Source organism: Rhodococcus sp. DMF-1 (assembly GCF_021441945.1).
In the GTDB taxonomy this organism is placed as follows: domain Bacteria; phylum Actinomycetota; class Actinomycetes; order Mycobacteriales; family Mycobacteriaceae; genus Rhodococcus; species Rhodococcus ruber.
Genome location: NZ_CP090442.1, coordinates 4,339,164 through 4,361,678, shown reverse-complemented (window position 1 = coordinate 4,361,678; position 22,515 = coordinate 4,339,164). Strand labels below are relative to the sequence as shown.

The following is a 22,515-nucleotide window of genomic DNA, read 5'->3' as shown; positions in this document are numbered from 1 at the left end:
CCGGCGGTGCTGGTTGACGTGCACCGGCCCGGCGGTGCTGGGAGGATGCGGCGTATGAGCATCTCCGGGGTGAAGGCACTGGTCTTCGACGTGTTCGGCACGGTGGTGGACTGGCGCACCAGCATCGCGCGGGAGGCGGCGCCCCTGCTGGCCCGCTACGACGAGTCGATCGACCCGGTCGTCTTCGCCGACGCCTGGCGGGCTCGCTACCAGCCGGCGATGCAGGCGGTGCGAGCGGGCACCCGGCCGTTCGTGCGGCTGGACGTGCTGCACCGAGAGAACCTGGACGCGGCGCTGCGTACGGTCGGCATCGATCCGGCCGCCGTGCCGGGGACCGATCTCGATCGGCTCAATCTCGCCTGGCACCGGCTCGATCCCTGGCCCGACGCCGTCGAGGGACTGACCCGGCTGAAGCAGCGTTTCGTCGTCGCCCCGTTGTCGAACGGCAACATCGGCATGATGGTGGACATCGCCAAACGGGCAGGCCTGCCGTGGGACGCCGTCCTCGGTGCCGAGGTCGCGCGAGCCTACAAGCCCATGCCCGAGGCGTATCTGCGCACGGCCGAGGTCCTGGGCCTGGAGCCGGGCGAGGTGTGCATGTGCGCCGCCCACAACGAGGACCTGGCGGCCGCGCGGTCCTGCGGCCTGAGGACCGCGTTCTTCGCGCGACCCACCGAGCACGGCCCGGCCCAGACCACGGATCTGCATGCGGAACAGGACTGGGACGTGATCGCCGACGACCTGATCGACCTCGCCCGCCGCCTGGGCGCCTGACGGCACCCGTGCGCGCTTCTGGTAGCGGCTGCTACCAGAAGCGCGCACGGGGGTCAGGCGCCGATCAGGCCGTCGGACTTCCAGGCCGCGACGACGGCCGGGCGCGGCTGCGAGGTGCCGCCGTCGGGCCAGTGCGACGACGGGGCGTCCCACGTGGCGTCGTCGGTCTCGCCCGGGTGCTGCACACACACGACGACGCGGTTCTCCTGCACGATCGGTCCGCACGTCTCCGCTCCGACGGGCACGGTGAGGAACTGTTTGGTCTCCCCGCGGCGCGGGCCGTCGAGCGCGACGCTGAACAGTCCGTCGTTGGACTTCAGGGCGTTGCCGTCGGTGGAGATCCACAGGTTGCCGTGCGGATCGAAGGCGAGATTGTCCGGGCACGAGATCGGGCTGACCTGCGCCTTGTCGAAACCACCGAAGTACGTGTCGGCGGCCTCCGGATCGCCGCAGACCAGCAGCAGGCTCCACGTGAACGACGTGCCGGCGTGGTCGTCGTCGATCTCGAGCACCTGCCCGTTCTTGTTGTTGTTGCGGGGGTTCGCGACGTCGGCGGCGGCCTTGCCGTCCTCGCCGCGCTTGGTGTTGTTGGTCAACGCGACGTAGACCTTGCCGGTGACGGGGTTCGGCTCGAAGTCCTCCGGCCGGTCCATCTTGGTGGCCCCGACCTTGTCCCCGGCCAGACGGGTGAACACCGCGACCTCCTCGGCGGTCATGCCGTCGACCAGGGACTCGCCGCGGCCGTCCTCGGCGGTGCGCAGCAGGGGAATCCACTCTCCCGTGCCGGTGAACGTGCCGGAAGCGGGAAGCGCGCCGCTGCCGTCGATCTCGTCCGGTGATTCACCGGTCAGCTTGGCCACGTACAGGGTGCCGGCGTCGAGCAGCGTCATGTTGTGCCGCATCGCCGCCTGCGACGTGCCGGGCTGCATCTTGCGGGAGGAGACGAACTTGTACATGTAGTCGAAGCGTTCGTCGTCGCCGCTGTAGGAGACGACGGTGCCGTCGCCCGTGACGTGGATCGTCGCGGCCTCGTGCTTGAACCGTCCGAGGGCGGTGTGCTTGACCGGCACGGACGTCGCGTCCCACGGGTTCACCTCGACGACCCACCCGAACCGGTTGACCTCGTTGGGGGTGGCGACGATGTCGAAACGCGGGTCGAAGCGCTCCCACAGGCGTTCCGACGCGCCGCCCTCGAGGCCGTAGCGTGCCAGTCGCTCGGCGGCGACGGGGTCGGTGACGTTCTCGGCGTTGGCGAAGTACTGGTTGAAGTTCTCCTCGCCGGAGAGCACCGTGCCCCACGGGGTGAGACCGCCGGCGCAGTTGTTCAGGGTGCCGAGCACGCGGGTGCCGGTCGGGTCGGCGGCGGTCTTGACCAGGTCGCTGCCCGCGGCGGGACCGGTGAGAACGAACTCGGTCAGACCGGTGATACGCCGGTTGTGCGGGCCGAATTCGGGTGTGAGACGACCGGATCCGGCCTCACCCTTGACCTGCACGACGGACAGCCCGTGATTGGCCCATCCGATGCGCACCTGCTCCTCGGTGGGGTTGTCGGGATCGTAGCCGGCGAACATGAAGGGCTCGGACGTGTACTCGTGGTTGACCACCAGCAGGTAGGTGTTCGGCACGCCGTCGACGGGCAGCAGCCCCGCGAAGTCGTTGTTGTAGCCGAACTGCTTCTCCTGCGCGGCCGCGGTCTGGTTGCCGATGTCGAAGGCGGGCGCATCCGGCAGCACCGGGTCACCCCACCGGATGACGACGGACTGGTCGTAGCCCTCGGGAACGGTCACGACGTCGTCGGTGTTCGGGACGACGGCGGTGAAGTCGGTGCCGGTGGGCGCGGGGCCGAGGTCCGCCGGGCCCGACGTCGTGGCGCCGCCGGTGCTGCCCGCGTCGTCGGCACACGCGGCGAGCACACCGCCCGCACCGACCGCGAGCACCGCCATCGCGCCGCCGCGCAGCACGCCGCGCCGGCTCATGGCGGTGCGCACGACGTCACCGAAGTACTCGCCCCCGGAGGTGTTGGGCACGGCGTGGGAACACGCGTTGCCGCACTTGTAGCGGCAGGTGACGGCGGCGCGTGACGATTTGCCGTGGTGCGTGACGATCAGCGGCAGGGGCTTCGGACTCACAGGTACTCCCTCGTCGAATCGGTTCAACGCGGGCACCGTAGGAGACCGAAACCAGGCGAAGGGAAAGACGAGGTGAACGTCCGGTGTGCCCTTTGGGCTGCCCCAGCCGCCCAAAGGACACACCGGCCGCGGAGCGGCCTACAGGACCTGCGACAGGAACTGTTGCAGGCGCTCGGTTTTCGGGGCGTCGAACAGTTCCTCGGGTGGGCCGGTCTCGACTACCGCGCCGTGGTCCATGAACACCACGGTGTCCGACACCGAGCGGGCGAAACCCATCTCGTGGGTGACGACCACCATCGTCATGCCGCCCGAGGCGAGGTCGGCCATGAGGGCGAGCACCCCCTTGACGAGTTCCGGATCGAGCGCCGAGGTGGCCTCGTCGAAGAACATCACCTGCGGGGCCATCGCGAGGGCGCGGGCGATCGCGACGCGCTGCTGCTGCCCGCCGGACAGGTTGCCGGGACGGGAGTCGGCCTTGTGTTTCAGCCCGACCAGGTCGAGCTGTTCGAGGGCGAGCGCGCGGGCCCGTTCCTTCGACAGCCCCTTGAGCTTGTGGGGGCCGAGCGCGATGTTCTCGGCCACCGTCTTGTGCGGGAAGAGGTTGAAGTGCTGGAACACCATCCCGATCCGCTGCCGCAGCTCGTCGGGGTTGTCCTTCAGCACCGAGCGGTCGTCGAGGAGGATGTCGCCGGCGTCGGGTTCGTGCAGCCGGTTGAGCACGCGCAGCAGGGTCGACTTGCCCGAACCGGACGGGCCGACCACGGTGACGGTCTTCCCGGCGTCGACGTGGATGTCGACCCCGCGCAGCACCCGGTTGGTTCCGAAGGCCAGGTGCAGCCCGGTCCCGGTGAGGGACACACTCTCGGGGACTGTGGTCGGCATCGGTCAGCCCCTCTCCACGACGAGTTCCTGTTCGAGCGGGTCGAGGGTGGCCTCGGGCCGGCCGGTGCGCAGGCGGTGGTCGATGTGGTTCACGAGGTGCGTCAACGGCACCGTGAGGATCAGGTAGAACAGGCCCGCCGCGACGAGCGGGGAGAGATTGCCGGTCTGGGCGTTCAGGTCGCGGCCGACGGCGAACAGTTCCCGCTGGGTGGCCAGCAGGCCGAGGAAGTAGATGAGCGACGAGTCCTTGATGAGCGAAATGAACTGGTTCATCAGCGCGGGCAGCACGCGTCGCACCCCCTGGGGGATCACCACCAGCGTCAGCGCCCGGCGGTAACTGAAGCCCAGGGCGCGGGCAGCCTCCATCTGCCCCGGTTCGACCGACTGGATGCCCGACCGGAAGATCTCCCCGATGTAGGCGGCCGCGAGCAGCGCCAGGGCGGCGGCGCCGAGCCAGTACGGGTTGTTGCCCGTCAGGCCCTGCACCACCGGTCCGGCACCGAGGCCGACGAGGAGGATGATCACGACGGCGGGCAGCCCCCGGAAGATGTCGGTGTAGACGCGGGCGGGCCAGCGCAGCCAGCGGGTGCGGGAGATCCCGGCCATGGCGAGCAACATCCCGAGGATCGTCCCGGCGACGCCCGACGTGACGGCGAGGATCAGGGTGTTGGGCAACCCGGTCTTCAACAGATCGGGGAAGGCGTGCCGGTACAGCTCCCAGGAGAAGAACGTCTCGCGCAGCTGCTCGAGCGTGGACTTCGGTGCCGTCGCTCCCGGTTCCTCGCCGGCGTTCTCGGCGGCCAGCGCCGCGAAGTCCGGTAGGTCCGGTTCCGGCGCGGCCCTGCTGCCGGGCTTCCAGCCCTCGGGCAGTTCCCGGGGCACCCATCGGGTGTACAGCTCGGCCCAGGTGCCGTCGGCGATCACCGCGTCGAGCCCGGAGTTCAGGGCGTCGATCAGCGGCTGGTTCTCCCTCGCGACGGCCCAGCCGACGAAGTTGTTGAGGCTGAAGGTGTTCTGCACGATCGACGTGGGATCGCCGGGGGCGATGGCGCCCTCGGCCTGCTGCGACGGCGCCACCCACGCGTCGATCTGGCCGGTCTTCAGGTTCGCGTAGGCGGTGTTGTAGTCCGGGAACTTCACCGGATCGAGGCCGAGGGTGTTGACGACGTAGTCGTCCTGCACGGTGCCCTGCACGACCCCGATGCGCGTGGCGGCGTTCAGGTCGCCGAACCCGCGGATCGGGCTGCCGTTCTGCACGACCAGCGAGAAGTACCCGAAGTCGTAGCCGTTGGTGAAGCCGACCAACTGGCGCCGTTCGTCGGTGGTGGTGATCGACGACGAGCCGACGTCGAAGCGCCGGCCGGCCACCTGGGCGAGCAGGCCTGCGAACTCGGTGCCCACGAACTGCACACGCAGCCCGAGCTTCTCCGCGACAGCCTTCAGCAGTTCGTTGTCGTAGCCCGTGAACTCACCGCTCGAGTTCACGCAGATGCTCGGTGGCGCGTCGGAGAGCGTGCCGACGGTGAGCACGCCGGGGGTGACGAGGTTCAGCCCCGCGACGTCGACCGAGTCCAGGGACACCACGTCCGGCGTCGTGTACCGGTCCTCCGCGGCGGCGGCCGACGTGTCCAGGTTCGCCGGTGCCGCGGACGCCGAGCCGACTCCGGGCGGGGAACACAGGTCCTGGGGAGCAGACGGTCGATCACCCCCCGACGAGCAGGCCGTCGCAGTCAGCGCCAGGAGCACCGCCAGGAGCAGCGCCGCGACGGTGCTCCGTTTCGCGATCACGGATTCGGGCATGGTGGGAGCCTAATCCGAATCGAGCCGCCGGACGGGCGGGTCAACCGCCGGACGGCTCGATCGAGACCGTGGAGGCCCGCAGCCGCTCCCCGCAGTGACTGCACGTCAGGACAGGGGTGAAGGTGTGGTCGCACTCGCGGTGACACAGGACGATCGCGGGTCCCTCCGGTGCGCGGAACCAGCGCAGCCCCCAGTCGATCATGCAGGCGACGACGGGGAAGAACGCGCGCCCCTTGTCGGTCAGGTGATAGGTCACCCATGCCGGGCGGGCGGGATTGGGCAGTTCCTCGAGCACGCCGAGTTCGGTGAAGCGCCGGAGCCGGCCGGCCACCACCGCCGGCGGCGCACCCATGCGCTCGGCGAACTGCCCGTAGCGGGTGGCGCCGAGGAACGCCGCCCCGAGCAGTGCCGCCGACCACCGGTCGCCGAGCAGTTCCATCGTGTGCGGCAGGATCTCGGGCGAGCGAGCGCGGCCGGACCGGCGGCGCCCGGTCGCCGCGGGCACGCTCCGCGACCACTGCCCGCTGGGGCCGAGCTGCGCCTCGACGTCGGGTGCGCCGACGGGACGGTCGCAGTGGCCGCACACGAGGACCGGGGTGAACCGGGCGGCGCAGCCCGTGTGCCGGCGGGCCGGGAGCCGGCCCCTGTGGTCGGGCGCCCACTGCTGCTCCCACGCCCACATGGTGAGCAGGACCGGCCACACGCCGTGGCCGCGTGCCGTCAATCGGTACTCGTGCCGGGCCGGCCGCGCCTGGTATTGCACCCGCTCGAAGAGTTCCGCGTCGGTGAGGCGGGTCAGCCGCGCGGTCAGCACCGCGTTGGAGATCTCCCCCCGCTCGATCCAGTCCCGGTAGCGGCGGTCGCCCTGCAACGCGTACCGCAGGATCCACAGGTTCCATTCGTCGCCGAGGATGCCGAGGGTGACCGCGATCGCGTTGTCACCGCCCGGCTCGAGTTCGGTGACCGTGCCGGAACCTGCCATCGACACATGATCATAGGTTCAGGACGTCGCCGGCCCGGTCCGCGTCCCGCCACCCCGGCAGGTCCGAACCCGCCGCCCACGTCGAGTGGGTGCCGCTCGAGACCCGTTCGGGCAGCCCGATCCGCGCGAGCGGGCCGTCCGCCGGTCGCCGTGCGTCGAAGACCAGGCATTCGGACCGGTCCCGGTTCATGTCGGTGGTGATCGTGATCAGGTAGCCGTCGTCCTCGCCCGCGGACCCGGTGCGGGGCGCCATCACCGTCTCGCTGCCGAAGACGCCCTCGCCGAACGAGTAGTGCTCCTCTGCTCCGGTCTGCACGTCGTGTTTGACGAGCCCGTCGAAGAGGAACCAGCCCGGCACCCCCGTCGCGGCGTAGGTGTAGCGGTGACGGATGCCGCCGTGATGCGGATTGATCATCCCGAACTCGGTGACGGACTCGGACAGCCGCTCCTCGGTGAGCGAACCGGTGCGCAGGTTCAACCGCCAGCGATGCAGGTGGGTGCCCATGCGGTCGAGCGCCAGCGAACGGAACAGCCGCCGGTAGAGCGTTCCGGTGCCGTCGTCCGGCGGTTCCGGCGTCTCCTGATGGAATCCCTCGAGCACGATCTCGTCGCCGTCCTCGTAGGCGTTGGTCCAGTGCAGCACGTAGGTCGGGTCGGCGTCGAACCAGACGATCTGGTCCGGGCGGCCGCGCCGGGGTAGGACGCCGAGCCGCATCGGCAGGTCGGGGTGGTAGCGCGGCACGTACTTGCCGTGCGCGAGGGCCTCCGGGATCCAGAACAGGGGACAGTCGTTGAGGATCGCGTAGTTCTCGGTGAATGCCATGTCGTGAGGCAGGCGCGGGCCGGGCAGGGGGATGTCGACGTAGTGCGCCAGCCGGTCCTCGGCGTCGACCACGCCGTAGTGCAGGTACGGGGCGTCGGTGCCGTAGTTGAAGAACAGCAACTCGCCGGTGCGGGCGTCGGCCTTCGGATGGGCGGAAACGCCCCAGTCGGAGGGGAATCGGCCGTCCCACGTCGCCTTGCCCAGGGTCTCGAGGGTGGTCGGGTCGAGGCGGTAGAGGTCCCCGCACTGCCAGAAACTGGTCAGGGCGACGCCGCGATGCACGGTGACGTCCGTGCTGGAGGCGTCCTTCATGTGGCCGCGGGCGCCCCAGCCGTCCCGGCGGATCGAGTTCTGGGGCCGTTCGGCGATGCCCGCCCACAGCGGGCCGCCGGCCTCCTGCTCGGCCAGGAAACCGTCGGTCCTCACGAATCTGTTTCGGTAGAAGGCCTTTCCGTCCCGGAAGCCGACGACGTGCACCATGCCGTCACCGTCGAACGGATGGTAGAGACCTTCGAGTGCGGGGTGCGCCGGGTTCTCGGTGTTACGCAGGTACACGCCGTCCAGGTCGGCCGGCAGGTCGCCGACCACCTCGAGGTCGTCGGCGCGACGCTCGGTGTGCTGCGGACGCCACGGACCGGTGCGGTACGGGTGGTCGTCGTCCGCGGGCAGGGTGGACAGCGCCCGTCCCAGGATCTCGAGTTCCATGGAAGTCCTTTCAGCCGACGACGAAAGCGACCGTGGTGGTGGTACTTCCGCCGATATTCAGGGTCGCGGCTCGGGCGGCGTCGGGCACCTGGTAGTCGCCGGCGCGCCCGGTGATCTGGCGGTGGCAGTCGAGCAGCATCCGGACTCCGGTGGCGCCGACCGGATGCCCGCCGCCGAGAAGCCCGCCGCTGGGGTTCACGGGGATGCGGCCACCGATCTCGAGGTCGCCGTTCTCGATCGCCTGCCAGCTCCGGCCGGGGGCGGTGATCCCGAAGTGGTCGACGGCCAGGTATTCGCCGACCGTGAAGCAGTCGTGGGTTTCGATCAGGTCGAGGTCGCGGACGCCGCCGATGCCGCTCCGCTCGAACGCGTCGACGATCGTGGCGCGCACGTGCGGCATGACGAGGGGATCGTCGTCGTCGCGGGTGAGTTTGCCGGACAAGGACAGTCCGACCGTGCGGTGGCCCCAGCCGAGGATGCGGGTCATGTCGTCGACGGTGCGGGGGTGCCGGCTCAGATAGCGGTTGCTCAGCAGCACCACGCCTGCGGCCCCGTCCGTCAACGGACTGCAGTCGGTCCTGCGGAGGCGTCCTTCGACCACCGGATTGGCGGTGTCGTCCGGGCCGAAGCTCCCAGGTCCGTAGGTCCGGTTGCGGGTCTGCGCATTCGGATTGGCGCGCGCGTTGCGGATGTTCAGTTCCGCGATCGCCCGCAGGTGCTCGTCGTCGAGGCCGTAGCGGCGGTCGTACTCGTCGGCGATCCTGTCGAACATATACGGCCACATGTACTTCGCCTCGGCACCTTCCTGTCCGACCCAGGCCGCGGCGTCCATGACCCGGGTGCCGGCGTCGCCGGGGACGCACCGTTCGAGTTCGACGCCGAGCACGAGGGCACAGTCGTAGCGCCCGGCCTCGAGATCGGCCGTCGCGGCGAGCACGGCGAGTGAGCCGGATGCGCAGGCCCCCTCGTGCCGGGTGGCCGGGATCCCCCACAGTTCGGGCAGCACGGAGGCCGGCATGCCGCCGAGGTGTCCCTGACCGGTGTAGAGCTGTCCGAAGGCGTTGCCGACGTGGATCACCCCGACGTCGGCGGCGTCGATGCGGGCGTCGTGCAGCGTTTCCGTCACCGTCTCGGCGACGAGGTCCGCAAGGTTCCGATTTTCCCTGGTCAGGTTCCGCGCGAAGTCGGATTGGTATCCACCGGCGATCCACACGCCCGCAGGGTTCACGCCGCTCACCGCCTGGGTTCGACCGTCCGTGGTTTCAACTACAGTAAACAGAGTGACTGGTTCGGCGCAACGGTGGGCTCGCGGGTAGCCGGGAACCCTGCACTCCGGTTGCCGCGTCCCCGGCGGCCCGAGCCCGCTGTCAGGCCAGGCCGGAGAGCGGCGGCGCGGAGTTCTCGTCCCGCCACCCGATCGCCTCGACGAGGTCCGTCAGGTCGTAGTCGGGTCCGCTCACTCCCACGGTGAACAGGGTGACGCCTGCCTCGACCAGCGGGGCCGCGTTCCCGGTACCGCGCCACGGCACGGACCGTTCGATCTGGTTCGGCGAACGGCCGACGTCGGCGCAGCGCGCGGCGAGGATCCCGGCCTTCTCCCTGTGGGTGTCGAGGTCGCCGAAGCTGTGCCAGATGTCGGCGTACTGCGCCACCAGGGGGATGGTCTTGCGGGGTCCGCCGCCGCCGATGAGCAGCGGGATGTGCCGGGTCGGCTGGGGGTTGAGCTTCGCGAGCCGCGCGGTGATCCGGGGCAGGTATTCGCCGAGCAGTTTCAGCCGGGAACCCTTGGTGCCGAAGTCGTAGCCGTACTCGTCGTAGTCCTTCTCGAACCAGCCGGCGCCGATGCCGAGGATGAGCCGGCCGCCGCTGATGTGGTCGACGGTGCGGGCCATGTCGGCGAGCAGATCGGGATTGCGGTAGCCGCCGCCGGTGACGAGCGCCCCGATCTCGACGCGCTCGGTCTGTTCCGCCCAGGCCCCGAGCATCGTCCAGCATTCGAAGTGGGCGCCGTCCGGGTCCCCGGAGAGGGGATAGAAGTGGTCCCAGTTGAAGACGATGTCGGCGCCCGCGTCCTCGGCGCGGAGCACGGTGTCGCGGATCTTCCCGTAGTCGGGCTGGTGCTGGGGCTGGAGTTGGAGACCGATGCGTATGGGACGGTGCATGGGTCAACGGTAGGGCCGTCGCGCGGGTCTCGCAGCCGATCCGCGGCCGCGTTCCGGTGGTGCGGCCGACGGCTCGGGCGCACAGTGAAGGAATGCGCCTCACCGAACCTGCCGCACCACCGACCGGGCTGCGCCGCCGATTCCTGCGTGCTCCGATCCACCTCTACCGGATCGGGCTGGGGCGAGTGCTGGGTCGCAGATTCCTGCTGCTGCACCATGTCGGCCGGCGCAGCGGCGTGCCCCGGCAGACGGTGCTCGAGGTGGTGAACCACGAGGACACGTCCGGCGGATTCGTCGTGGCCGTCGGCTTCGGGAAGCAGACCGACTGGTACCGCAACCTGCGGGCGCACCCCGCGGCGCGGATCGAGTCGGGGCGCGAGAAGCTGGCGGTCACCGCCGAGTTCCTGCCGCCCGACGACGCCGCGGAGTTCATGGCGCGGTACGGGCGCCGGCACCCGAAGGTCGCGCCGCGGTTGTGCGCGGCGATGGGGTTCGAGGTCGACGGCAGCGAGGCCGACTATCGGGCGGCGGGCCGGCAGCTGCGGTTCGTGCGGTTGCGCCGTACCTGAGACCGCTCAGCGGTCCGCGCCGGTGAGGCTCGCGAACCGCTGTGCCAGGCCCTGCAGGAACGACTCGAGCGCCAGCTCGAATCCGTCGCGGTCGATCTCGTCCGCATGTTCGCGCAGCCGGTGTGCCTGGGACAGATGCGGATAGCGTTCCCGGTAGATGGTGAGATCGTCCAGGAAGCCCCCGGAGAACGAGGCGATGGCCGAGCCGACGACGAGGTACTTGATCGACGCGCCGATCAGGGTTGCGGTGCGCGGGGGCCAGCCGCAGCGGGTGAGGCCGCCGTGCACGGCATTGGCGTGGTCGAGGGCGAGCTCTCGCCGGCCGGGGCTGCGTGCGAGGAAGGGGACGAGGTTCGGGTGCTCGGCGAGGGCGGCGCGGTAGGACCTCGCCCAGCGGCGCAGCGCGTCCTGCCAGTCGTCGGCGTCGAACCCGCCGACGTCGACGGACTCCCCGATCCGGTCGGCGATGTCGTCGAGCAGTTCGTCCTTGTTCGCGTAGTGGCTGTAGAGCGACGGGGCGCGGACGCCGAGCTCCGCGGCGATCTTGCGCATGGACAGTTCGTCGAGGCCGTGCTCGTCGACGAGGCGCAGCGCGGTCTCGCGGATGAGCGGGCGGCTGAGAAGCGGGGTGCGGGGCCGGGCCATCGATGCTCCCTCCTCGTCGGATCCGGGACCTGGACAACCTAACACTGTCAGGTTACAGTCGGGGAGTAGGCAGCACCAGAGCGAACCACCCCCTCGTCCCGGCGAATCAGGTAGCGCGGCGCGGGGATCGGTCGTCGCCGGTGTTGCGCTCGCACAGGCACAACCGTGATGGAAGGCCCCCATGAACCTGAAGCTCACCGACGAAGAGCTCGCGTTCCGCGACGAACTGCGCACGTTCTTCACCACCGAGTTCCCCGCCGAGATCCGCGAGAAAGTCGCGGCCGGCCGGCACCTGGAACGCGACGAGGTCGTCCGGAGCCAGCAGATCCTCAACGCCAAGGGATTGGCGGTGCCGAACTGGCCGGTCGAGTGGGGTGGCAAGGACTGGACCCCCGTCCAGCGCCACATCTGGCTCGACGAGATGCAGCTCGCCTCCGTGCCCGATCCGCTGCCGTTCAACGCATCCATGATCGGACCCGTGATAGCGCACTTCGGGTCGCAGGAGCTCAAGGAGCGCTTCCTGCCCGCCACCGCGAACCTCGACATCTGGTGGTGTCAGGGATTCTCGGAGCCCGAGGCCGGCTCCGACCTCGCTTCCCTCAAGACCCGCGCCGTGCGCGACGGCGACGACTACATCGTCAACGGCCAGAAGACGTGGACCACCCTCGCCCAGCACGCCGACTGGATCTTCTGCCTGGTGCGCACCGACCCGGATGCGCCGAAGAAGCAGGCCGGCATCTCGATGCTGCTCATCGACATGAACACCCCCGGCCTGACCGTCCGTCCGATCAAGCTCGTCGACGGCAGCTACGAGGTCAACGAGGTCTTCTTCGAGAACGTGCGCGTCCCCGCCGAGAACCTGGTCGGCGAGGAGAACGCGGGCTGGAGCTACGCGAAGTTCCTGCTCGGCAACGAACGCACCGGTATCGCCCGCGTCGGGGCCACCAAGGTCCGGCTCGCCCGCGCCAAGCAGCTCGCCGCACGGACCCGTGCCGGATCCGGCACCCTGCTCGACGATCCGCTGTTCGCCGCGCGCCTCGCCGAGATCGAGAACGAGCTCCTCACACTCGAACTCACCCAGCTGCGGGTGGTCGCCGGTTCCGCCGACGGCAAGCCCAATCCGGCGTCGTCGCTGCTCAAGCTGCGCGGCTCGGAGCTGCAGCAGGCGGTCACCGAACTGCTCACCGACATCGCCGGACCCGACTCGCTGCCGGTCGGCGCGGAGGGTATCGACTCGCCGGAGTGGGCGCAGCGCACCGCCCCGACCTACCTGAACTACCGCAAGGTGTCCATCTACGGCGGATCGAGCGAGGTGCAGCGCTCGATCATTGCCTCCTCGATCCTCGGATTGTGAGCCACTGTCATGAACTTCGAACTCGATACCGAACAGGACCTGCTCCGCAAGACGGTCCGGGACGTGCTCTCGAGCACCTACGACACCGAGACCCGTAACAAGGTCGCCGATACCGACCGCGGCTGGAGCACCGACGTGTGGCGCCAGCTCGCCGAGCTCGGCGTGCTCGGCCTGCCGTTCGCCGAGGAGCACGGCGGAATGGGTGCCGGACCGGTGGAGATCATGGCCGTGATGGGCGAGATCGGCCGGGCGCTGGCCCCCGAACCGCTCCTGAACGCGGTGTTCCTGCCGGGCGGCCTCGTCGCCGAGGTCGGCACCGACGCGCAGCGCACGGACCTCCTGCCGCGCCTCTCGGAGGGCGCGCTGTTGCTCGCGTTCGCCCACGACGAGCCGGGCAGCCGCTGGCCGGCAGTCGAGGTCGCCACGAGCGCCGCCCACAGCGGCGGCGGCTGGACCCTGACCGGCCGTAAGAACCCTGTGCTGCACGGGGACTGCGCCGAGACGTTCGTGGTCTCGGCGCGGCTGCCGGAGGGTGGGGTCGGGCTGTTCCTCGTCGACGCCGACGCGGCCGGCGTCACCCGCACCCCGTACCGCACCCACGACGAGCGCCGCGCCGCGCAGCTCGTCCTCGACTCGGCCGCCGCCGTGCCGCTCGGTGAGGCCGCGGACGTCACCTCGGCGATCACCGCCGCCCAGGTGCGGGCGCAGGCCGCGCTGTGCGCGGAGGCCGTCGGTGCGCTGTCCGAGACGCTCCGCCTGACCACCGATTACCTGAAGCAGCGCAAGCAGTTCGGCGCCCCCCTCGCCCGTTTCCAGGCGCTGACCCATCGCGCGGCCGACATGTACGTCCTGCTCGAACTGGCGTCGAGCATGAGCCTGTACGCCACCATGGCCCTCGCCGACGGCATCGTCGACCCGACGATCGCGTCGCGGGCGAAGCTGCAGGTGGGCCGGTCGGCCCGGAAGCTCGGGCAGGAGGCGATCCAGATGCACGGCGGTATCGGGATCACCGCCGAATACCCGGTGGGCCACTACGTGAGCCGGCTGACCGCGATCGAGCACACGCTCGGCACCATGGAGGACCACGTGCGGGTGCTTGCCGGGTCCGTCGCGGACTACGACCGCATCGAGGTCGCCGGCATGTGACGACACGGGCTCACTCCCGGGGCAGCAGCGTCCCCAGCGGTCCGAGGTCGATGTTGAGATCCTCGGGGGTGAGCCCGAAGTGGTCGCGCAACTCCCCCATGCGCTCCTCGAGCAGCATGAGGGTGGTGCCGATGCGCTCGATCTGCTCGTCGCTCAGGTCGCCCTCGTCCACGCGCCGCAACGCCTGCCGTTCCATCAGTTGCCGCAGCAACTCCACGAGGGTGAGCACGAGCGTGACCAGTCCGCGCTCGACCGACTCGGGATCGGCGTCGATACGCGGTGGGATGCCCTCGAATTCAGTCATCGACCGGAGGCTCCAGGGCGTCCCGCGGGACGGGTGGCTCGATCGCCGTGACCGACAGCGTGCTGACGGAGGAGATGAGCGCCCGCAGCGAGATCTGCACCATGTCGACGTCCGCGATCGAAAGCTTGATGTCGCCCGTGATGACGACGCCGCCGGCGAGCACCCGGTCCAGCAGATCGATCAGGGCGATGCGACGCTCGCCGTCCACGGAGGGGTCGACGTGCTTCATGCCGTGTCCCGTTCGACGCCGGCGAACGAATACGGCGGCCACGGCCCGGTCAGCTCGAGCCGGATCCCGCGATACTCCTTGCGGAGTTCCTCGACGGCCCTCGCGAACTCGTCCGCGCGGTCGTCGTCCACCAGATAGGTGCCGTTGAGCACCATCCAGTCCCGGCGGCCGCTCAGCGCCGGATCCGTCGCGGGCTGCCGCCGACCGGCGGCGGCCTGCCGCAGCAACCGGGAGTGGATCTCGTCGGCGCGGGCCGCGGCGTCGCGTTCGACGGACTCCTGCGCGGCCAGCTGCGCGCGGCGTCGGAGCAGATACGCCGTTCCCGAACCCTTGGCGCTGCCCGCGATCTGCGCTTCCGCGACCGCGTCGGCGAGGGCCTGCCGGTCGCCGTACGCCTTGACACCCCATTCGGTGCGACCCGTCACGAGGGTCAGCGCCGACTCGAAGTCGGCCTGCCGCTCGTCGAGGAGGTCGCGCACACGGGCGTCGTCGAGGTAGACGGTCGCCAGGCGCAACGGGACCGCCGGACCGCGCTGGGCGACGGTCGAGACGACCGCGTCGTGCGCCCGGGCCGTCGCCTCGAGCCACGACAGGTCCTCGAGATTGCGTTTCAGCGGCTCCTCCCCGAACACCGCGAGCGGCACCGAACCCACGACGGCCGTGAGCCCCCCGGATCCCACGGCGCGCACCGCCTCGCCGGCGACGCCGGCCAGCCCGCCGAGATCCCCCTCGGCGAGCCGGTCGTCCGTCACGGCGTACAGCCACACTCCGGTTCCGTCAGTCACGATCCTCCTCTTCCACACGAGCGCTCTCGACGGCCTCGCGGCGGCCCTGCCCGGACTCGAGTTCGGCGATCCGCTCGCGCAGCCGCCGGTTCTCGAGTTCCAGCTTGTCGTCCTCCCGATCGAGTTCGCGATTGCGGGCCTTGCTGCTGAGCCACGGATCCGACTCCCACCAGTCGATGCCCACCGCCTTCGCCGTCTCGAGCGACGCGATCACCAGCCGCAGCTTGATCGTGAGCAACTCGATGTCGAGCAGGTTCACCTGGATGTCCCCGGCGATCACCAGCCCCTTGTCGAGCACCCGCTCGAGGATGTCGCCGAGGTTCGTCGACTGATGGCCACCCCCGTACGGTTGCGGCGACGAACTGCCCCCCACCACCGTCATCGCCGGTCCCTTTCGCCGATGTCACTGCTGCCGCGGCCGTACCGCTTGGTCCGGCGGTAGGCCAGCAGGTTGCCGTCCAGGTCGATCTCCACCTCGTAGAGGGCCAGCATGTCCGCCGACGACGGGATGCGCCGGTCCTCGAGCACCTCGACCTCCACCGTCCAGCCGTGATCGGCCGGTTCCACCGACGTGGCGCCCTGCGGCTCCTTCGAGGTCAGCTGCACGAGGTGCTCGATCGCGGTCGCGGCGGCCTCACCTGCCGTCAGGGCCGGCGGCTCGCCCGCTTCCTCGTCGTGGCCGTCGCCGGGATCCTCAGGCGTCGCCTTGGCGCTCACGGGTTCTCACTCCCCCCTCGCGGCGGGTGTCGTGCCGCCGCCCGGCCGGATCATGCGGTCCAGGACCGCCTGCTGTGCCTCCTCCTTCTCGTCCTCCGACAAGTGACCGGCCGCCGCCGCCTCGTCGATCTCCTCGAGTTCCTTCCGGATGGTCGCGGGGTCGTGCATCTTCTGCTCGACCTGGTCCTGGATGACTTCGCCGAGCCAGAGCACGCCTTTGACCGGTGCCAGCGGCAGCGTGAGGATGGCCGAGATCAGTCCCATGCGTCAGCCCTCCGGTTCCCGCTTCATCACGAAGTCGTACGCCGCCATCGGGCCCAGCAGCGTCATCTCGACGCGGCCGTCCCATTCCTGCGCGAGGGAGCCGACCGCCTCCTCGAGTTCGCCCTGCCGGTCGAGCTCGACGAGGACGGCGATGTGCGCCGCGTCCTCCTCGTGGGTGGGCTGCCGCTCGTTGACCATCGGTTCGAGGGCCTCGAGGGTGTCGATCACCCGACGGGTGTCCTCGGCGCGTTTGGCCTCGATCGCCTGGGTGATGATCTCCCCGAGCGCCATGCGGGCGTCGCGGGTGGCGTCCTCCGACTTGTCGCGGATCTCCTCGCGCAGCCGGGCAGCCTCCGAGTTCTCGTCGAGCACCTCGCGCAGCACGGCGTTCTCGACGTAGCGGCCCTTGATCACGAACTGTGCCCGGCCCTCGAGCTCGTCGAGGGCCGCCTTCAGCTCGTCGTGGTTCTCCTCGAGCAGTTCCTTCTCGACCGACTCGGCGTCCGTCATCACCGCCCCGAACCGCAACGGCAGCACGGGCGCGACGGCCGCGGAACCGTCCAGCAGTTCGGCGTGCGCCTTCAGGTCGTCGGGCGTGCCGAGCGGCCGGTCGACGGAGATCTCGCTGACGAGGGCGGCGACGTCGCCGTGACGCACCACCGCGACGTCGCTCGGGGGTTTTCCCACGCCCTTCGCGTGCTCCTCGGGCTCCACGTCGCCCGGCACGATGCCGTAGACGTACATCGCGGTGCTCTGCCCGCCCTCGCTCTCGGGTGCCTCTGCGGCCTGATCGGTGGACATCAATCCCCCCTTCGCTTCGGTCGGCTCGCCGTCTGCCGCTTGTCCTCGACGTCGCCGAGGAAGTCCATGACCTTCTCGCCCGCGGCCTCGAGCGCGCCCTTGGTCTTGTGCTTCGCCCCGCCCTGGGTGATGTCACCGACGAGGTCCGGCAGGCCCTTCGGCTCGTTGTCGGAGATCTCCAGGCGGTTCACCGCCTCGGCGAACCGCAGATAGGTGTCGACGCTGGCCACCACGATGCGTGCGTCGATGGTCAGCAGCTCGATGCCCACCAGCGACACTCGCACGAACGCATCGATGACGAGGCCCTTGTCCAGGATCGTGTCGATGACGTCGGCGAGACCGGAGGAGTTCGGCCGGGCCATCGTGCCGCCGCCGCCTCCGCCGCCCCCGCCGCCGGCGGGTTGGATGGTCATGTGCGTGCTCCTCGCCGGGCGCCCCTACGTGTGCCTGCGCCCCCGCGACGTCGCCGTGCCGGTGCCTCCTCGTCCTCCTCCTCGGGCTCCTCAGGCTCCTCTTCGGTCTCGTCCTGCAGACCTTCGTCCTCGTCGTCCTGCAGACCCTCGTCCTCCTCGTCCTGCTCCTCGGGGAGTTCGTCCTCGGTCTCGTCCTCGGTCTCGTCCTCGGGGAGTTCGTCCTCCGAACCTTCGTCCCCGACGTCCTCCTCCTGTTCCTGCTCCTCCTCCTCCTCGCGCCGGGCGGTCTCGTCGTCCTTGACGACCTCGCTGTCACGGATCTCCCCGTGCCAGCCGACGACGTCGTCCGGGTGCAGGACGGCCTCCGTCATCACGTGCCGCTCGAAGTGCTTGAGTTCCAAGCGCGCTCGTCGGCCGACGGCGCGCCACAGGTTGGCGGTCTTCTCGAACAACCCCCGCGGGTGGTACTCGAGCACCATGATGATCCGGGTCAGATTGTCGGCGAGCTCGTGGAAGGTCACCGCCCCGTCGATGTAGCCCTTGGCGCCCTTCGAGCGCCACACGATCCGATCGAACGGAACCTGTTCGAGGATCGTCGACTCCCAGTTGCGCCGGGACCAGAAGACCTTCCCGGTCCATTGCAGCTTCTCGTCGGAGGCCTGCTCGACCTGCTCGACCTTCTTCATGAACTTCGGCCAGTCGGCGAACTGCGTCCACAGGTCGTAGGCGAGGTCGATCGGAACACCGACGTCGATCTGCTCGACGATGTTGGTGAGCTTGAGCTTCTTGTTGCCGCCGCCCTTACCCTTGCCTTCGCCGCCGCCGAGGGATTCCTTGACGTCGTCGAACTTGTCCTTGGCGGTCTGCTTGACGTTCTCGAAGCCGCCGCTCAGCGCCGCGGTGATCGGAGACTTCCCCTCGGCGGACTTCTGCACACCGGTGATCGCGCCGAGCAGATTCCCTCCCCCGCCCTCGGCATAGTCGTTGAGGCGCCCGGCCGTTCCGGTCACCTTGTCGGAGACCGTCGACAGGGCACGCTCGGCGAACGTGCCGGCCAGGCCCTGCAGTGACTTCTGCAGGTGCTTGGTGGGCGAGAGGTCCTGTGCCGCTTTGCCGGCGCTGCCGGCAGCCCCGCTCGCCGTCTTTCCGGCCTGTCCCGCCGTGCCGGCGGCGGTCTTTCCGGCCTTGCCGGCCGTCTCCTTGGCGGTCTTGCCCAGCCGGCGGGTGGCGTCTTCGAGTGATCGCGTCATCGAACTCACTTCCTCGTGCGCCGGACCGGAGCGCGCCCGGAGGCGGATGCCTCGGCGCGGGTGCTGCGTCGCCGGGGCTTCGCCGGCTCCTCGTCCTCGTCGCCGGACTCCTCCGGTTCCTTCGCCTTCGACTTGGCTCGGGATGTCTTGGGACGGCTCGTGGATTCGCCGGTGCGTCGCCTGGCGGCCGGTCGCCGCCGGGCGGGCTTCGGGGCCTCTTCTTCCGCTTCCTCGGCCTCTTCCGGAGCGCCTTCTCCCTCCTCGGGGGCTTCCTCCTCGTCGGTTTCCTCCTCGGGATACTCCTCCTCGGCGGACTCCTCGGCCGGTTCGTATTCGCCCTCCGCGTACTCGTCTTCGGGACCCTCGTCGGCGTACTCCTCTTCCTCCGGCTCCTCCTCGGAAGCCTTGGGACGCCCGGTGGCCCGCTGTTGGAGCCGCTCGTTGAGCGAGTCGATCCGATTGCTCGCGGCGGTGACCGCGGCCGCGCGGGCGGCGCTCATCAGCTCGCCACGGACCGAATCGGTGATCTTGACGAGTTCCGGTGAGGACCCGACCATCGAGGCCCCACGCTTGAGGATGTCCTGCGGGTTGTTCGGCAGCCGTCCCGTCAGGCCTGCCCCCGCGAGCATCAACGCCAGCCGCATCTTGTGCGTGCGTCCGAGGAAGTATCCGATACTCACCCCGGCGGCGACTCGTGCCCCACCTTTCATGACCATTCTCCTTCGCCTGCATGTGGCCGCTGTTGCGGGCAGGTTCCCGGCTGCGCACGGTGTCTCGTCCGATGCGGTGGGCCCGCGGTGCGGTTCGAATGTGATGTAGCCCACACTACGCATTCCAAACATCGATTCGCTGACGATCGACCGGAATGCCCATCCGGCGCGACGGCGGTGTGCTACCAGACCGATCGGTACGTCTCGGAGGCGTTTCCCGCCGGCGCGACGGGGGTATCGCAACACTCGACGGGCGCAGTTGCGTCCCCACCGGAATCCACAAGGAGGGCATCATGGCTCACCTCGCCAACAAGGTGATGCACAAGGCCGAGGAGATGGTCGGCAAGACCCGGTACAACTTGGGTAAGCGGACCGGAAACAGGAACCTGCAGAGCGTGGGTCGGCGCGGTCAGGTCTCCGGGCGCGTCAAGGGGTTCGGGGACAATCTCACGCATGCGGTAAGGAACGCCCAAGGAAGGTTCAAGAACAGGTCACATCGTTCCGATCTCCGCTGAGTCGTCATTCGCCGGCGGCGATGCCGCAGGCGCGCAGCGCGAACGCCGCCTCGGGCCCGACGATCTCGTCGACCAGGGTCAGGAACCGGTCGACGAACGCGGGCCCGTGCGGAGCTTCCGCCGGATCGTCCGGATCGGACGGGTCCAGATGGTGCGCCAGCTCGTGCAGCACCACCAGCTCGCGGAACGCCCACGCGGTGTTGGCGTGGTGCTCCGGGAGTGCGATTGTGGCGCAATCGCTTTCGTAGTGAGCGGCGGAATTTCCGGCGCGTGCCCGGACGCGCGCTCGCACCGACGCCCGCGGCCAGTGGGCCCGCACCCAGTTCAGCGCCAGCACCGAGTCCACGTACGCCTGGACGGACTCGAGGGAGGCGAAGCGTCGCTCCACCGGCAGGGTGAGCTGCGATCCGGCCAGCTCCACCACCCGCAGGCCGCGCTCGTCGGCCCGGTCGAACATCGTGCGTACCAAGGATTCCGCCTCGTAGACGGCGGTCCTCCGGGTGTCGCGCAGGCGGGTCACCGCGGCAACCTCCGGGCCGCGGCCGGCAGTTCCGGACCGGTACCCAGGCGCGCCTGTCGCCCCGCCCGGTCCCCGGCACGACGGGCGTCGGACGAGTGCCCCACCCCCACCGCGGACCCGCGCCAGCGGCCGCGCGCCTCGGACGTGCTGCGGTAGAAGTCCCGCAGCTCGATCTGCTTGTCGCGCAGCGCCAGGGCCGCCCCGGGCGTGTCGACGCTCGCCTCCCGCTCGATGTCCTGCTTGGCGTCCGACAGTCGCTGCCCGATCCGCGTCGCGAACGCCGACTGGAAGTTCAGCCGCGCGGTGACGGCCGCGACGGGCCGGCGCACCCGCGTCCGCACGCGCCGCCCCCCGCGGGTCTCGACCACCGTGCGCACCGTCGTCTCGTCCTTGTAGGTGCCCGAACGCAGGTAGGCGTCGGAGGCGCGGACCATCTGCACCAGCAGCGACGAGTACAGGGCCTCGCACACGCCGATGTCGGAGGCGAAACCGTAGGCGTAGATCACCGTCGACGTCGTGGTGATGTCGCACTGCACGTCGTTGGCGGCGGCGATCGCCAGGAACAGCTGCGCGTACGTGCGCAACCCCTTCCTCCCGCTCTCCCCGATCGTGATCAAGCGCTGCACCGGCGTCGCCCGGCGCTCCCGGCTCGCCGTGTGGGCACGCGCGACCGCCAGATCCACCGATGCCGCCGTGGCCAGCCGCTGCGCGGCGGCGAGGAACGCGTCGGCCTCGTGGGGGTTGTCGGTGGATTCCGCCTGCCGGAGCAGGCCACCGATGCGGGTCAGCATCTTCTCCGAACTCACTCCGGCAGGTTACGCCTGCCGTGGTGCCTTTTCGGGCCTGCGGCGATCCGGAAGGACACCGGGGCGCCGGGGTCGCCTATTCTCCTGCCATGGCCCCAGTGACCTTCGACCATGCGACCTGTCTGTTCCCCGGGTCGACCACGCCTGCCGTCGACGCGCTGAACCTCGAGATCGAGGACGGGGAGTTCCTCGTCCTGGTCGGCCCGTCCGGCTGCGGCAAGTCCACCTCCCTGCGCATGCTCGCGGGACTCGAACAGGTGCACAGTGGGCGCATCCTCATCGGGGGCCGCGACGTCACGGCGCAGGAGCCCAAGGACCGGGACATCGCGATGGTGTTCCAGAACTATGCCCTCTACCCGCACATGTCCGTCGCCGAGAACATGGGCTTCGCGCTCAAGCTCGCCAAGACACCGAAGGCGGAGATCCGGGCGCGGGTCGAGGAGGTGGCGAAGATGCTCGACCTCGAGCAGTACCTCGACCGCAAACCCAAGGCACTGTCCGGCGGTCAGCGCCAGCGCGTCGCCATGGGCCGCGCCATCGTCCGCCAGCCGCAGGTGTTCCTGATGGACGAGCCGCTGTCCAACCTCGACGCGAAGCTGCGCGTGCAGACCCGCACCCAGATCGCGCAGCTGCAGCGCCGCCTCGGCACCACCACCGTCTACGTCACGCACGACCAGGTGGAGGCGATGACGATGGGCGATCGCGTCGCCGTGCTCGACAAGGGGATCCTGCAGCAGTGCGCCTCACCGCGCGTGCTCTACAACAAGCCCGCGAACGTGTTCGTCGCCGGATTCATGGGTTCGCCGGCGATGAACCTGTTCACGCTGCCGGTCTTCGACCGCGGGGTGATGCTCGGCGACACCGCCGTGCAGGTGCCGCGCGACGTCGTCGGCCGGGTCACCGAGTCCGAGGTGGTGGTCGGTATCCGTCCCGAGCACTTCGAGATCGCACCCGACGGCCTCGAGATGGACGTCGACGTCGTCGAGGAACTCGGCTCCGACGCCTACGTCTACGGCCGCGCCCAGGTCGCCGGCCGCCCGCAGCAGATCGTCGCGCGCGGGGACTGGCGGAATCCGCCGCAGAAGGGCGAGCGGGTGCACCTGCGGTTCGACCCGGACCAGGTGCACGTCTTCACCACGTCCGACGGTCGTCGCCTGGGCTGACCGGGTGCCGGGCGCCGACACGGAACCGATCAAGGTCGGGTGGAATGTCTGCGGTTCGGTGCCCTCC

The 22,515-nt window shown here is 69.8% G+C and carries 26 protein-coding genes; 6 read left to right on the top strand and 20 right to left on the bottom strand.

Going from position 1 to position 22,515, the window contains the following annotated elements; all coding sequences use genetic code 11:
* Nucleotides 1-54: 54 nt before the first annotated feature.
* The gene (locus LZP97_RS20020; RefSeq protein WP_040273001.1) at nt 55-774 is read left to right on the top strand and encodes a haloacid dehalogenase type II; all 720 of its coding nucleotides are present in this window, start codon (nt 55-57) and stop codon (nt 772-774) included.
* 53 nt (nt 775-827) lie between these two features.
* Here LZP97_RS20020 and LZP97_RS20015 read toward each other — a convergent pair whose 3' ends face one another.
* The 7 genes from LZP97_RS20015 to LZP97_RS19985 all read right to left on the bottom strand — a co-directional run bounded on the left by LZP97_RS20015 (nt 828) and on the right by LZP97_RS19985 (nt 10,257).
* Nucleotides 828-2,903, bottom strand: coding sequence for a PhoX family protein (locus LZP97_RS20015; RefSeq protein WP_040272999.1), 2,076 nt, complete (start codon nt 2,901-2,903; stop codon nt 828-830).
* Between the two features lie 138 nt (nt 2,904-3,041).
* The gene (locus LZP97_RS20010; protein ID WP_010596296.1) at nt 3,042-3,785 is read right to left on the bottom strand and encodes an amino acid ABC transporter ATP-binding protein; all 744 of its coding nucleotides are present in this window, start codon (nt 3,783-3,785) and stop codon (nt 3,042-3,044) included.
* Between the two features lie 3 nt (nt 3,786-3,788).
* A complete protein-coding gene (locus LZP97_RS20005) occupies nt 3,789-5,585 on the bottom strand; it encodes an ABC transporter substrate-binding protein/permease (protein WP_040272997.1) in 1,797 nt (598 codons plus the stop codon).
* 40 nt (nt 5,586-5,625) lie between these two features.
* Nucleotides 5,626-6,567: a winged helix-turn-helix transcriptional regulator gene (locus LZP97_RS20000; protein WP_172603522.1), complete on the bottom strand. Its 942-nt coding sequence runs from the start codon at nt 6,565-6,567 to the stop codon at nt 5,626-5,628.
* Nucleotides 6,568-6,577: 10 nt separating this feature from the next.
* Nucleotides 6,578-8,095 carry a carotenoid oxygenase family protein gene (locus LZP97_RS19995; RefSeq protein ID WP_040272994.1) on the bottom strand — a complete coding sequence of 506 codons (1,518 nt, stop codon included), beginning with the start codon at nt 8,093-8,095 and terminating at the stop codon, nt 6,578-6,580.
* 10 nt (nt 8,096-8,105) lie between these two features.
* Nucleotides 8,106-9,332 carry an acetyl-CoA acetyltransferase gene (locus LZP97_RS19990; protein WP_082061298.1) on the bottom strand — a complete coding sequence of 409 codons (1,227 nt, stop codon included), beginning with the start codon at nt 9,330-9,332 and terminating at the stop codon, nt 8,106-8,108.
* Between the two features lie 130 nt (nt 9,333-9,462).
* A complete protein-coding gene (locus LZP97_RS19985; RefSeq protein WP_017681625.1) occupies nt 9,463-10,257 on the bottom strand; it encodes an LLM class F420-dependent oxidoreductase in 795 nt (264 codons plus the stop codon).
* A gap of 92 nt (nt 10,258-10,349) precedes the next feature.
* Here LZP97_RS19985 and LZP97_RS19980 point away from each other — a divergent pair, with 92 nt between their 5' ends.
* Complete coding sequence (locus LZP97_RS19980; RefSeq protein WP_010596288.1) at nt 10,350-10,826, top strand: nitroreductase family deazaflavin-dependent oxidoreductase; 477 nt, start codon at nt 10,350-10,352, stop codon at nt 10,824-10,826.
* Nucleotides 10,827-10,832: 6 nt separating this feature from the next.
* Here LZP97_RS19980 and LZP97_RS19975 read toward each other — a convergent pair whose 3' ends face one another.
* Entirely contained in the window at nt 10,833-11,471 is a 639-nt protein-coding gene (locus LZP97_RS19975; RefSeq protein WP_040272988.1) for a TetR/AcrR family transcriptional regulator, read from the bottom strand.
* Nucleotides 11,472-11,652: 181 nt separating this feature from the next.
* Here LZP97_RS19975 and LZP97_RS19970 point away from each other — a divergent pair, with 181 nt between their 5' ends.
* Together LZP97_RS19970 and LZP97_RS19965 are read left to right on the top strand one after the other, a co-directional pair.
* Nucleotides 11,653-12,825, top strand: coding sequence for an acyl-CoA dehydrogenase family protein (locus LZP97_RS19970; protein WP_017681627.1), 1,173 nt, complete (start codon nt 11,653-11,655; stop codon nt 12,823-12,825).
* A gap of 9 nt (nt 12,826-12,834) precedes the next feature.
* Nucleotides 12,835-13,971, top strand: coding sequence for an acyl-CoA dehydrogenase family protein (locus LZP97_RS19965; RefSeq protein ID WP_040272986.1), 1,137 nt, complete (start codon nt 12,835-12,837; stop codon nt 13,969-13,971).
* A 10-nt stretch (nt 13,972-13,981) separates the two neighbouring features.
* On the opposite strand, the gene LZP97_RS19960 is transcribed toward LZP97_RS19965, so the two are convergent.
* From LZP97_RS19960 to LZP97_RS19915, 10 genes are read right to left on the bottom strand one after another with little or no spacing between them, the layout of a single operon-like run.
* Nucleotides 13,982-14,275, bottom strand: coding sequence for a gas vesicle protein K (locus LZP97_RS19960; protein ID WP_003934962.1), 294 nt, complete (start codon nt 14,273-14,275; stop codon nt 13,982-13,984).
* Nucleotides 14,268-14,504 carry a gas vesicle protein gene (locus tag LZP97_RS19955; protein WP_010596284.1) on the bottom strand — a complete coding sequence of 79 codons (237 nt, stop codon included), beginning with the start codon at nt 14,502-14,504 and terminating at the stop codon, nt 14,268-14,270. Before LZP97_RS19955 ends, LZP97_RS19960 begins: the two co-directional genes overlap by 8 nt.
* The gene (locus tag LZP97_RS19950; protein WP_040272979.1) at nt 14,501-15,289 is read right to left on the bottom strand and encodes a GvpL/GvpF family gas vesicle protein; all 789 of its coding nucleotides are present in this window, start codon (nt 15,287-15,289) and stop codon (nt 14,501-14,503) included. Before LZP97_RS19950 ends, LZP97_RS19955 begins: the two co-directional genes overlap by 4 nt.
* Nucleotides 15,282-15,671: a gas vesicle protein gene (locus LZP97_RS19945; RefSeq protein ID WP_040272977.1), complete on the bottom strand. Its 390-nt coding sequence runs from the start codon at nt 15,669-15,671 to the stop codon at nt 15,282-15,284. Before LZP97_RS19945 ends, LZP97_RS19950 begins: the two co-directional genes overlap by 8 nt.
* Nucleotides 15,668-16,006: a gas vesicle protein GvpO gene (locus LZP97_RS19940; RefSeq protein ID WP_040272975.1), complete on the bottom strand. Its 339-nt coding sequence runs from the start codon at nt 16,004-16,006 to the stop codon at nt 15,668-15,670. The genes LZP97_RS19945 and LZP97_RS19940 overlap by 4 nt, the downstream gene beginning before the upstream one ends.
* 6 nt (nt 16,007-16,012) lie before the next feature.
* Nucleotides 16,013-16,270 carry a gas vesicle protein GvpG gene (locus tag LZP97_RS19935; protein WP_010596279.1) on the bottom strand — a complete coding sequence of 86 codons (258 nt, stop codon included), beginning with the start codon at nt 16,268-16,270 and terminating at the stop codon, nt 16,013-16,015.
* A gap of 3 nt (nt 16,271-16,273) precedes the next feature.
* Nucleotides 16,274-17,071: a GvpL/GvpF family gas vesicle protein gene (locus LZP97_RS19930; protein WP_040272973.1), complete on the bottom strand. Its 798-nt coding sequence runs from the start codon at nt 17,069-17,071 to the stop codon at nt 16,274-16,276.
* Nucleotides 17,071-17,484 carry a gas vesicle protein GvpJ gene (gene gvpJ / locus LZP97_RS19925; RefSeq protein ID WP_017681635.1) on the bottom strand — a complete coding sequence of 138 codons (414 nt, stop codon included), beginning with the start codon at nt 17,482-17,484 and terminating at the stop codon, nt 17,071-17,073. The genes LZP97_RS19930 and gvpJ overlap by 1 nt, the downstream gene beginning before the upstream one ends.
* Entirely contained in the window at nt 17,481-18,734 is a 1,254-nt protein-coding gene (locus LZP97_RS19920; RefSeq protein WP_040272971.1) for an SRPBCC family protein, read from the bottom strand. The genes gvpJ and LZP97_RS19920 overlap by 4 nt, the downstream gene beginning before the upstream one ends.
* A 5-nt stretch (nt 18,735-18,739) precedes the next feature.
* Nucleotides 18,740-19,444 carry a hypothetical protein gene (locus LZP97_RS19915; RefSeq protein ID WP_026137977.1) on the bottom strand — a complete coding sequence of 235 codons (705 nt, stop codon included), beginning with the start codon at nt 19,442-19,444 and terminating at the stop codon, nt 18,740-18,742.
* Between the two features lie 293 nt (nt 19,445-19,737).
* Between LZP97_RS19915 and LZP97_RS19910 the strand changes: the two genes are divergently transcribed.
* Nucleotides 19,738-19,959, top strand: coding sequence for a CsbD family protein (locus LZP97_RS19910; protein WP_040272969.1), 222 nt, complete (start codon nt 19,738-19,740; stop codon nt 19,957-19,959).
* 4 nt (nt 19,960-19,963) lie between these two features.
* Here the strand turns inward: LZP97_RS19910 and LZP97_RS19905 are convergent, their stop codons facing one another.
* Both LZP97_RS19905 and LZP97_RS19900 read right to left on the bottom strand, forming a co-directional pair.
* Nucleotides 19,964-20,479, bottom strand: coding sequence for a TIGR04338 family metallohydrolase (locus LZP97_RS19905; RefSeq protein WP_017681637.1), 516 nt, complete (start codon nt 20,477-20,479; stop codon nt 19,964-19,966).
* A complete protein-coding gene (locus LZP97_RS19900; RefSeq protein WP_040272967.1) occupies nt 20,476-21,285 on the bottom strand; it encodes a DUF2786 domain-containing protein in 810 nt (269 codons plus the stop codon). Before LZP97_RS19900 ends, LZP97_RS19905 begins: the two co-directional genes overlap by 4 nt.
* 89 nt (nt 21,286-21,374) lie before the next feature.
* Between LZP97_RS19900 and LZP97_RS19895 the strand changes: the two genes are divergently transcribed.
* Nucleotides 21,375-22,448, top strand: coding sequence for an ABC transporter ATP-binding protein (locus LZP97_RS19895; protein WP_010596271.1), 1,074 nt, complete (start codon nt 21,375-21,377; stop codon nt 22,446-22,448).
* Nucleotides 22,449-22,515: the final 67 nt, after the last annotated feature.

What these genes read in the sequence shown, in the direction of transcription:
- LZP97_RS20020 (WP_040273001.1), top strand. Translation starts at nt 55, where the DNA reads ATGAGCATCTCCGGGGTGAAGGCACTGGTCTTCGACGTGTTCGGCACG.
- LZP97_RS20010 (WP_010596296.1), bottom strand. Translation starts at nt 3,785, where the DNA reads ATGCCGACCACAGTCCCCGAGAGTGTGTCCCTCACCGGGACCGGGCTG.
- LZP97_RS20005 (WP_040272997.1), bottom strand. Translation starts at nt 5,585, where the DNA reads ATGCCCGAATCCGTGATCGCGAAACGGAGCACCGTCGCGGCGCTGCTC.
- LZP97_RS20000 (WP_172603522.1), bottom strand. Translation starts at nt 6,567, where the DNA reads ATGGCAGGTTCCGGCACGGTCACCGAACTCGAGCCGGGCGGTGACAAC.
- LZP97_RS19995 (WP_040272994.1), bottom strand. Translation starts at nt 8,095, where the DNA reads ATGGAACTCGAGATCCTGGGACGGGCGCTGTCCACCCTGCCCGCGGAC.
- LZP97_RS19985 (WP_017681625.1), bottom strand. Translation starts at nt 10,257, where the DNA reads ATGCACCGTCCCATACGCATCGGTCTCCAACTCCAGCCCCAGCACCAG.
- LZP97_RS19980 (WP_010596288.1), top strand. Translation starts at nt 10,350, where the DNA reads ATGCGCCTCACCGAACCTGCCGCACCACCGACCGGGCTGCGCCGCCGA.
- LZP97_RS19975 (WP_040272988.1), bottom strand. Translation starts at nt 11,471, where the DNA reads ATGGCCCGGCCCCGCACCCCGCTTCTCAGCCGCCCGCTCATCCGCGAG.
- LZP97_RS19970 (WP_017681627.1), top strand. Translation starts at nt 11,653, where the DNA reads ATGAACCTGAAGCTCACCGACGAAGAGCTCGCGTTCCGCGACGAACTG.
- LZP97_RS19965 (WP_040272986.1), top strand. Translation starts at nt 12,835, where the DNA reads ATGAACTTCGAACTCGATACCGAACAGGACCTGCTCCGCAAGACGGTC.
- LZP97_RS19960 (WP_003934962.1), bottom strand. Translation starts at nt 14,275, where the DNA reads ATGACTGAATTCGAGGGCATCCCACCGCGTATCGACGCCGATCCCGAG.
- LZP97_RS19955 (WP_010596284.1), bottom strand. Translation starts at nt 14,504, where the DNA reads ATGAAGCACGTCGACCCCTCCGTGGACGGCGAGCGTCGCATCGCCCTG.
- LZP97_RS19945 (WP_040272977.1), bottom strand. Translation starts at nt 15,671, where the DNA reads ATGACGGTGGTGGGGGGCAGTTCGTCGCCGCAACCGTACGGGGGTGGC.
- LZP97_RS19935 (WP_010596279.1), bottom strand. Translation starts at nt 16,270, where the DNA reads ATGGGACTGATCTCGGCCATCCTCACGCTGCCGCTGGCACCGGTCAAA.
- LZP97_RS19930 (WP_040272973.1), bottom strand. Translation starts at nt 17,071, where the DNA reads ATGTCCACCGATCAGGCCGCAGAGGCACCCGAGAGCGAGGGCGGGCAG.
- gvpJ (WP_017681635.1), bottom strand. Translation starts at nt 17,484, where the DNA reads ATGACCATCCAACCCGCCGGCGGCGGGGGCGGCGGAGGCGGCGGCGGC.
- LZP97_RS19920 (WP_040272971.1), bottom strand. Translation starts at nt 18,734, where the DNA reads ATGACGCGATCACTCGAAGACGCCACCCGCCGGCTGGGCAAGACCGCC.
- LZP97_RS19915 (WP_026137977.1), bottom strand. Translation starts at nt 19,444, where the DNA reads ATGAAAGGTGGGGCACGAGTCGCCGCCGGGGTGAGTATCGGATACTTC.
- LZP97_RS19910 (WP_040272969.1), top strand. Translation starts at nt 19,738, where the DNA reads ATGGCTCACCTCGCCAACAAGGTGATGCACAAGGCCGAGGAGATGGTC.
- LZP97_RS19895 (WP_010596271.1), top strand. Translation starts at nt 21,375, where the DNA reads ATGGCCCCAGTGACCTTCGACCATGCGACCTGTCTGTTCCCCGGGTCG.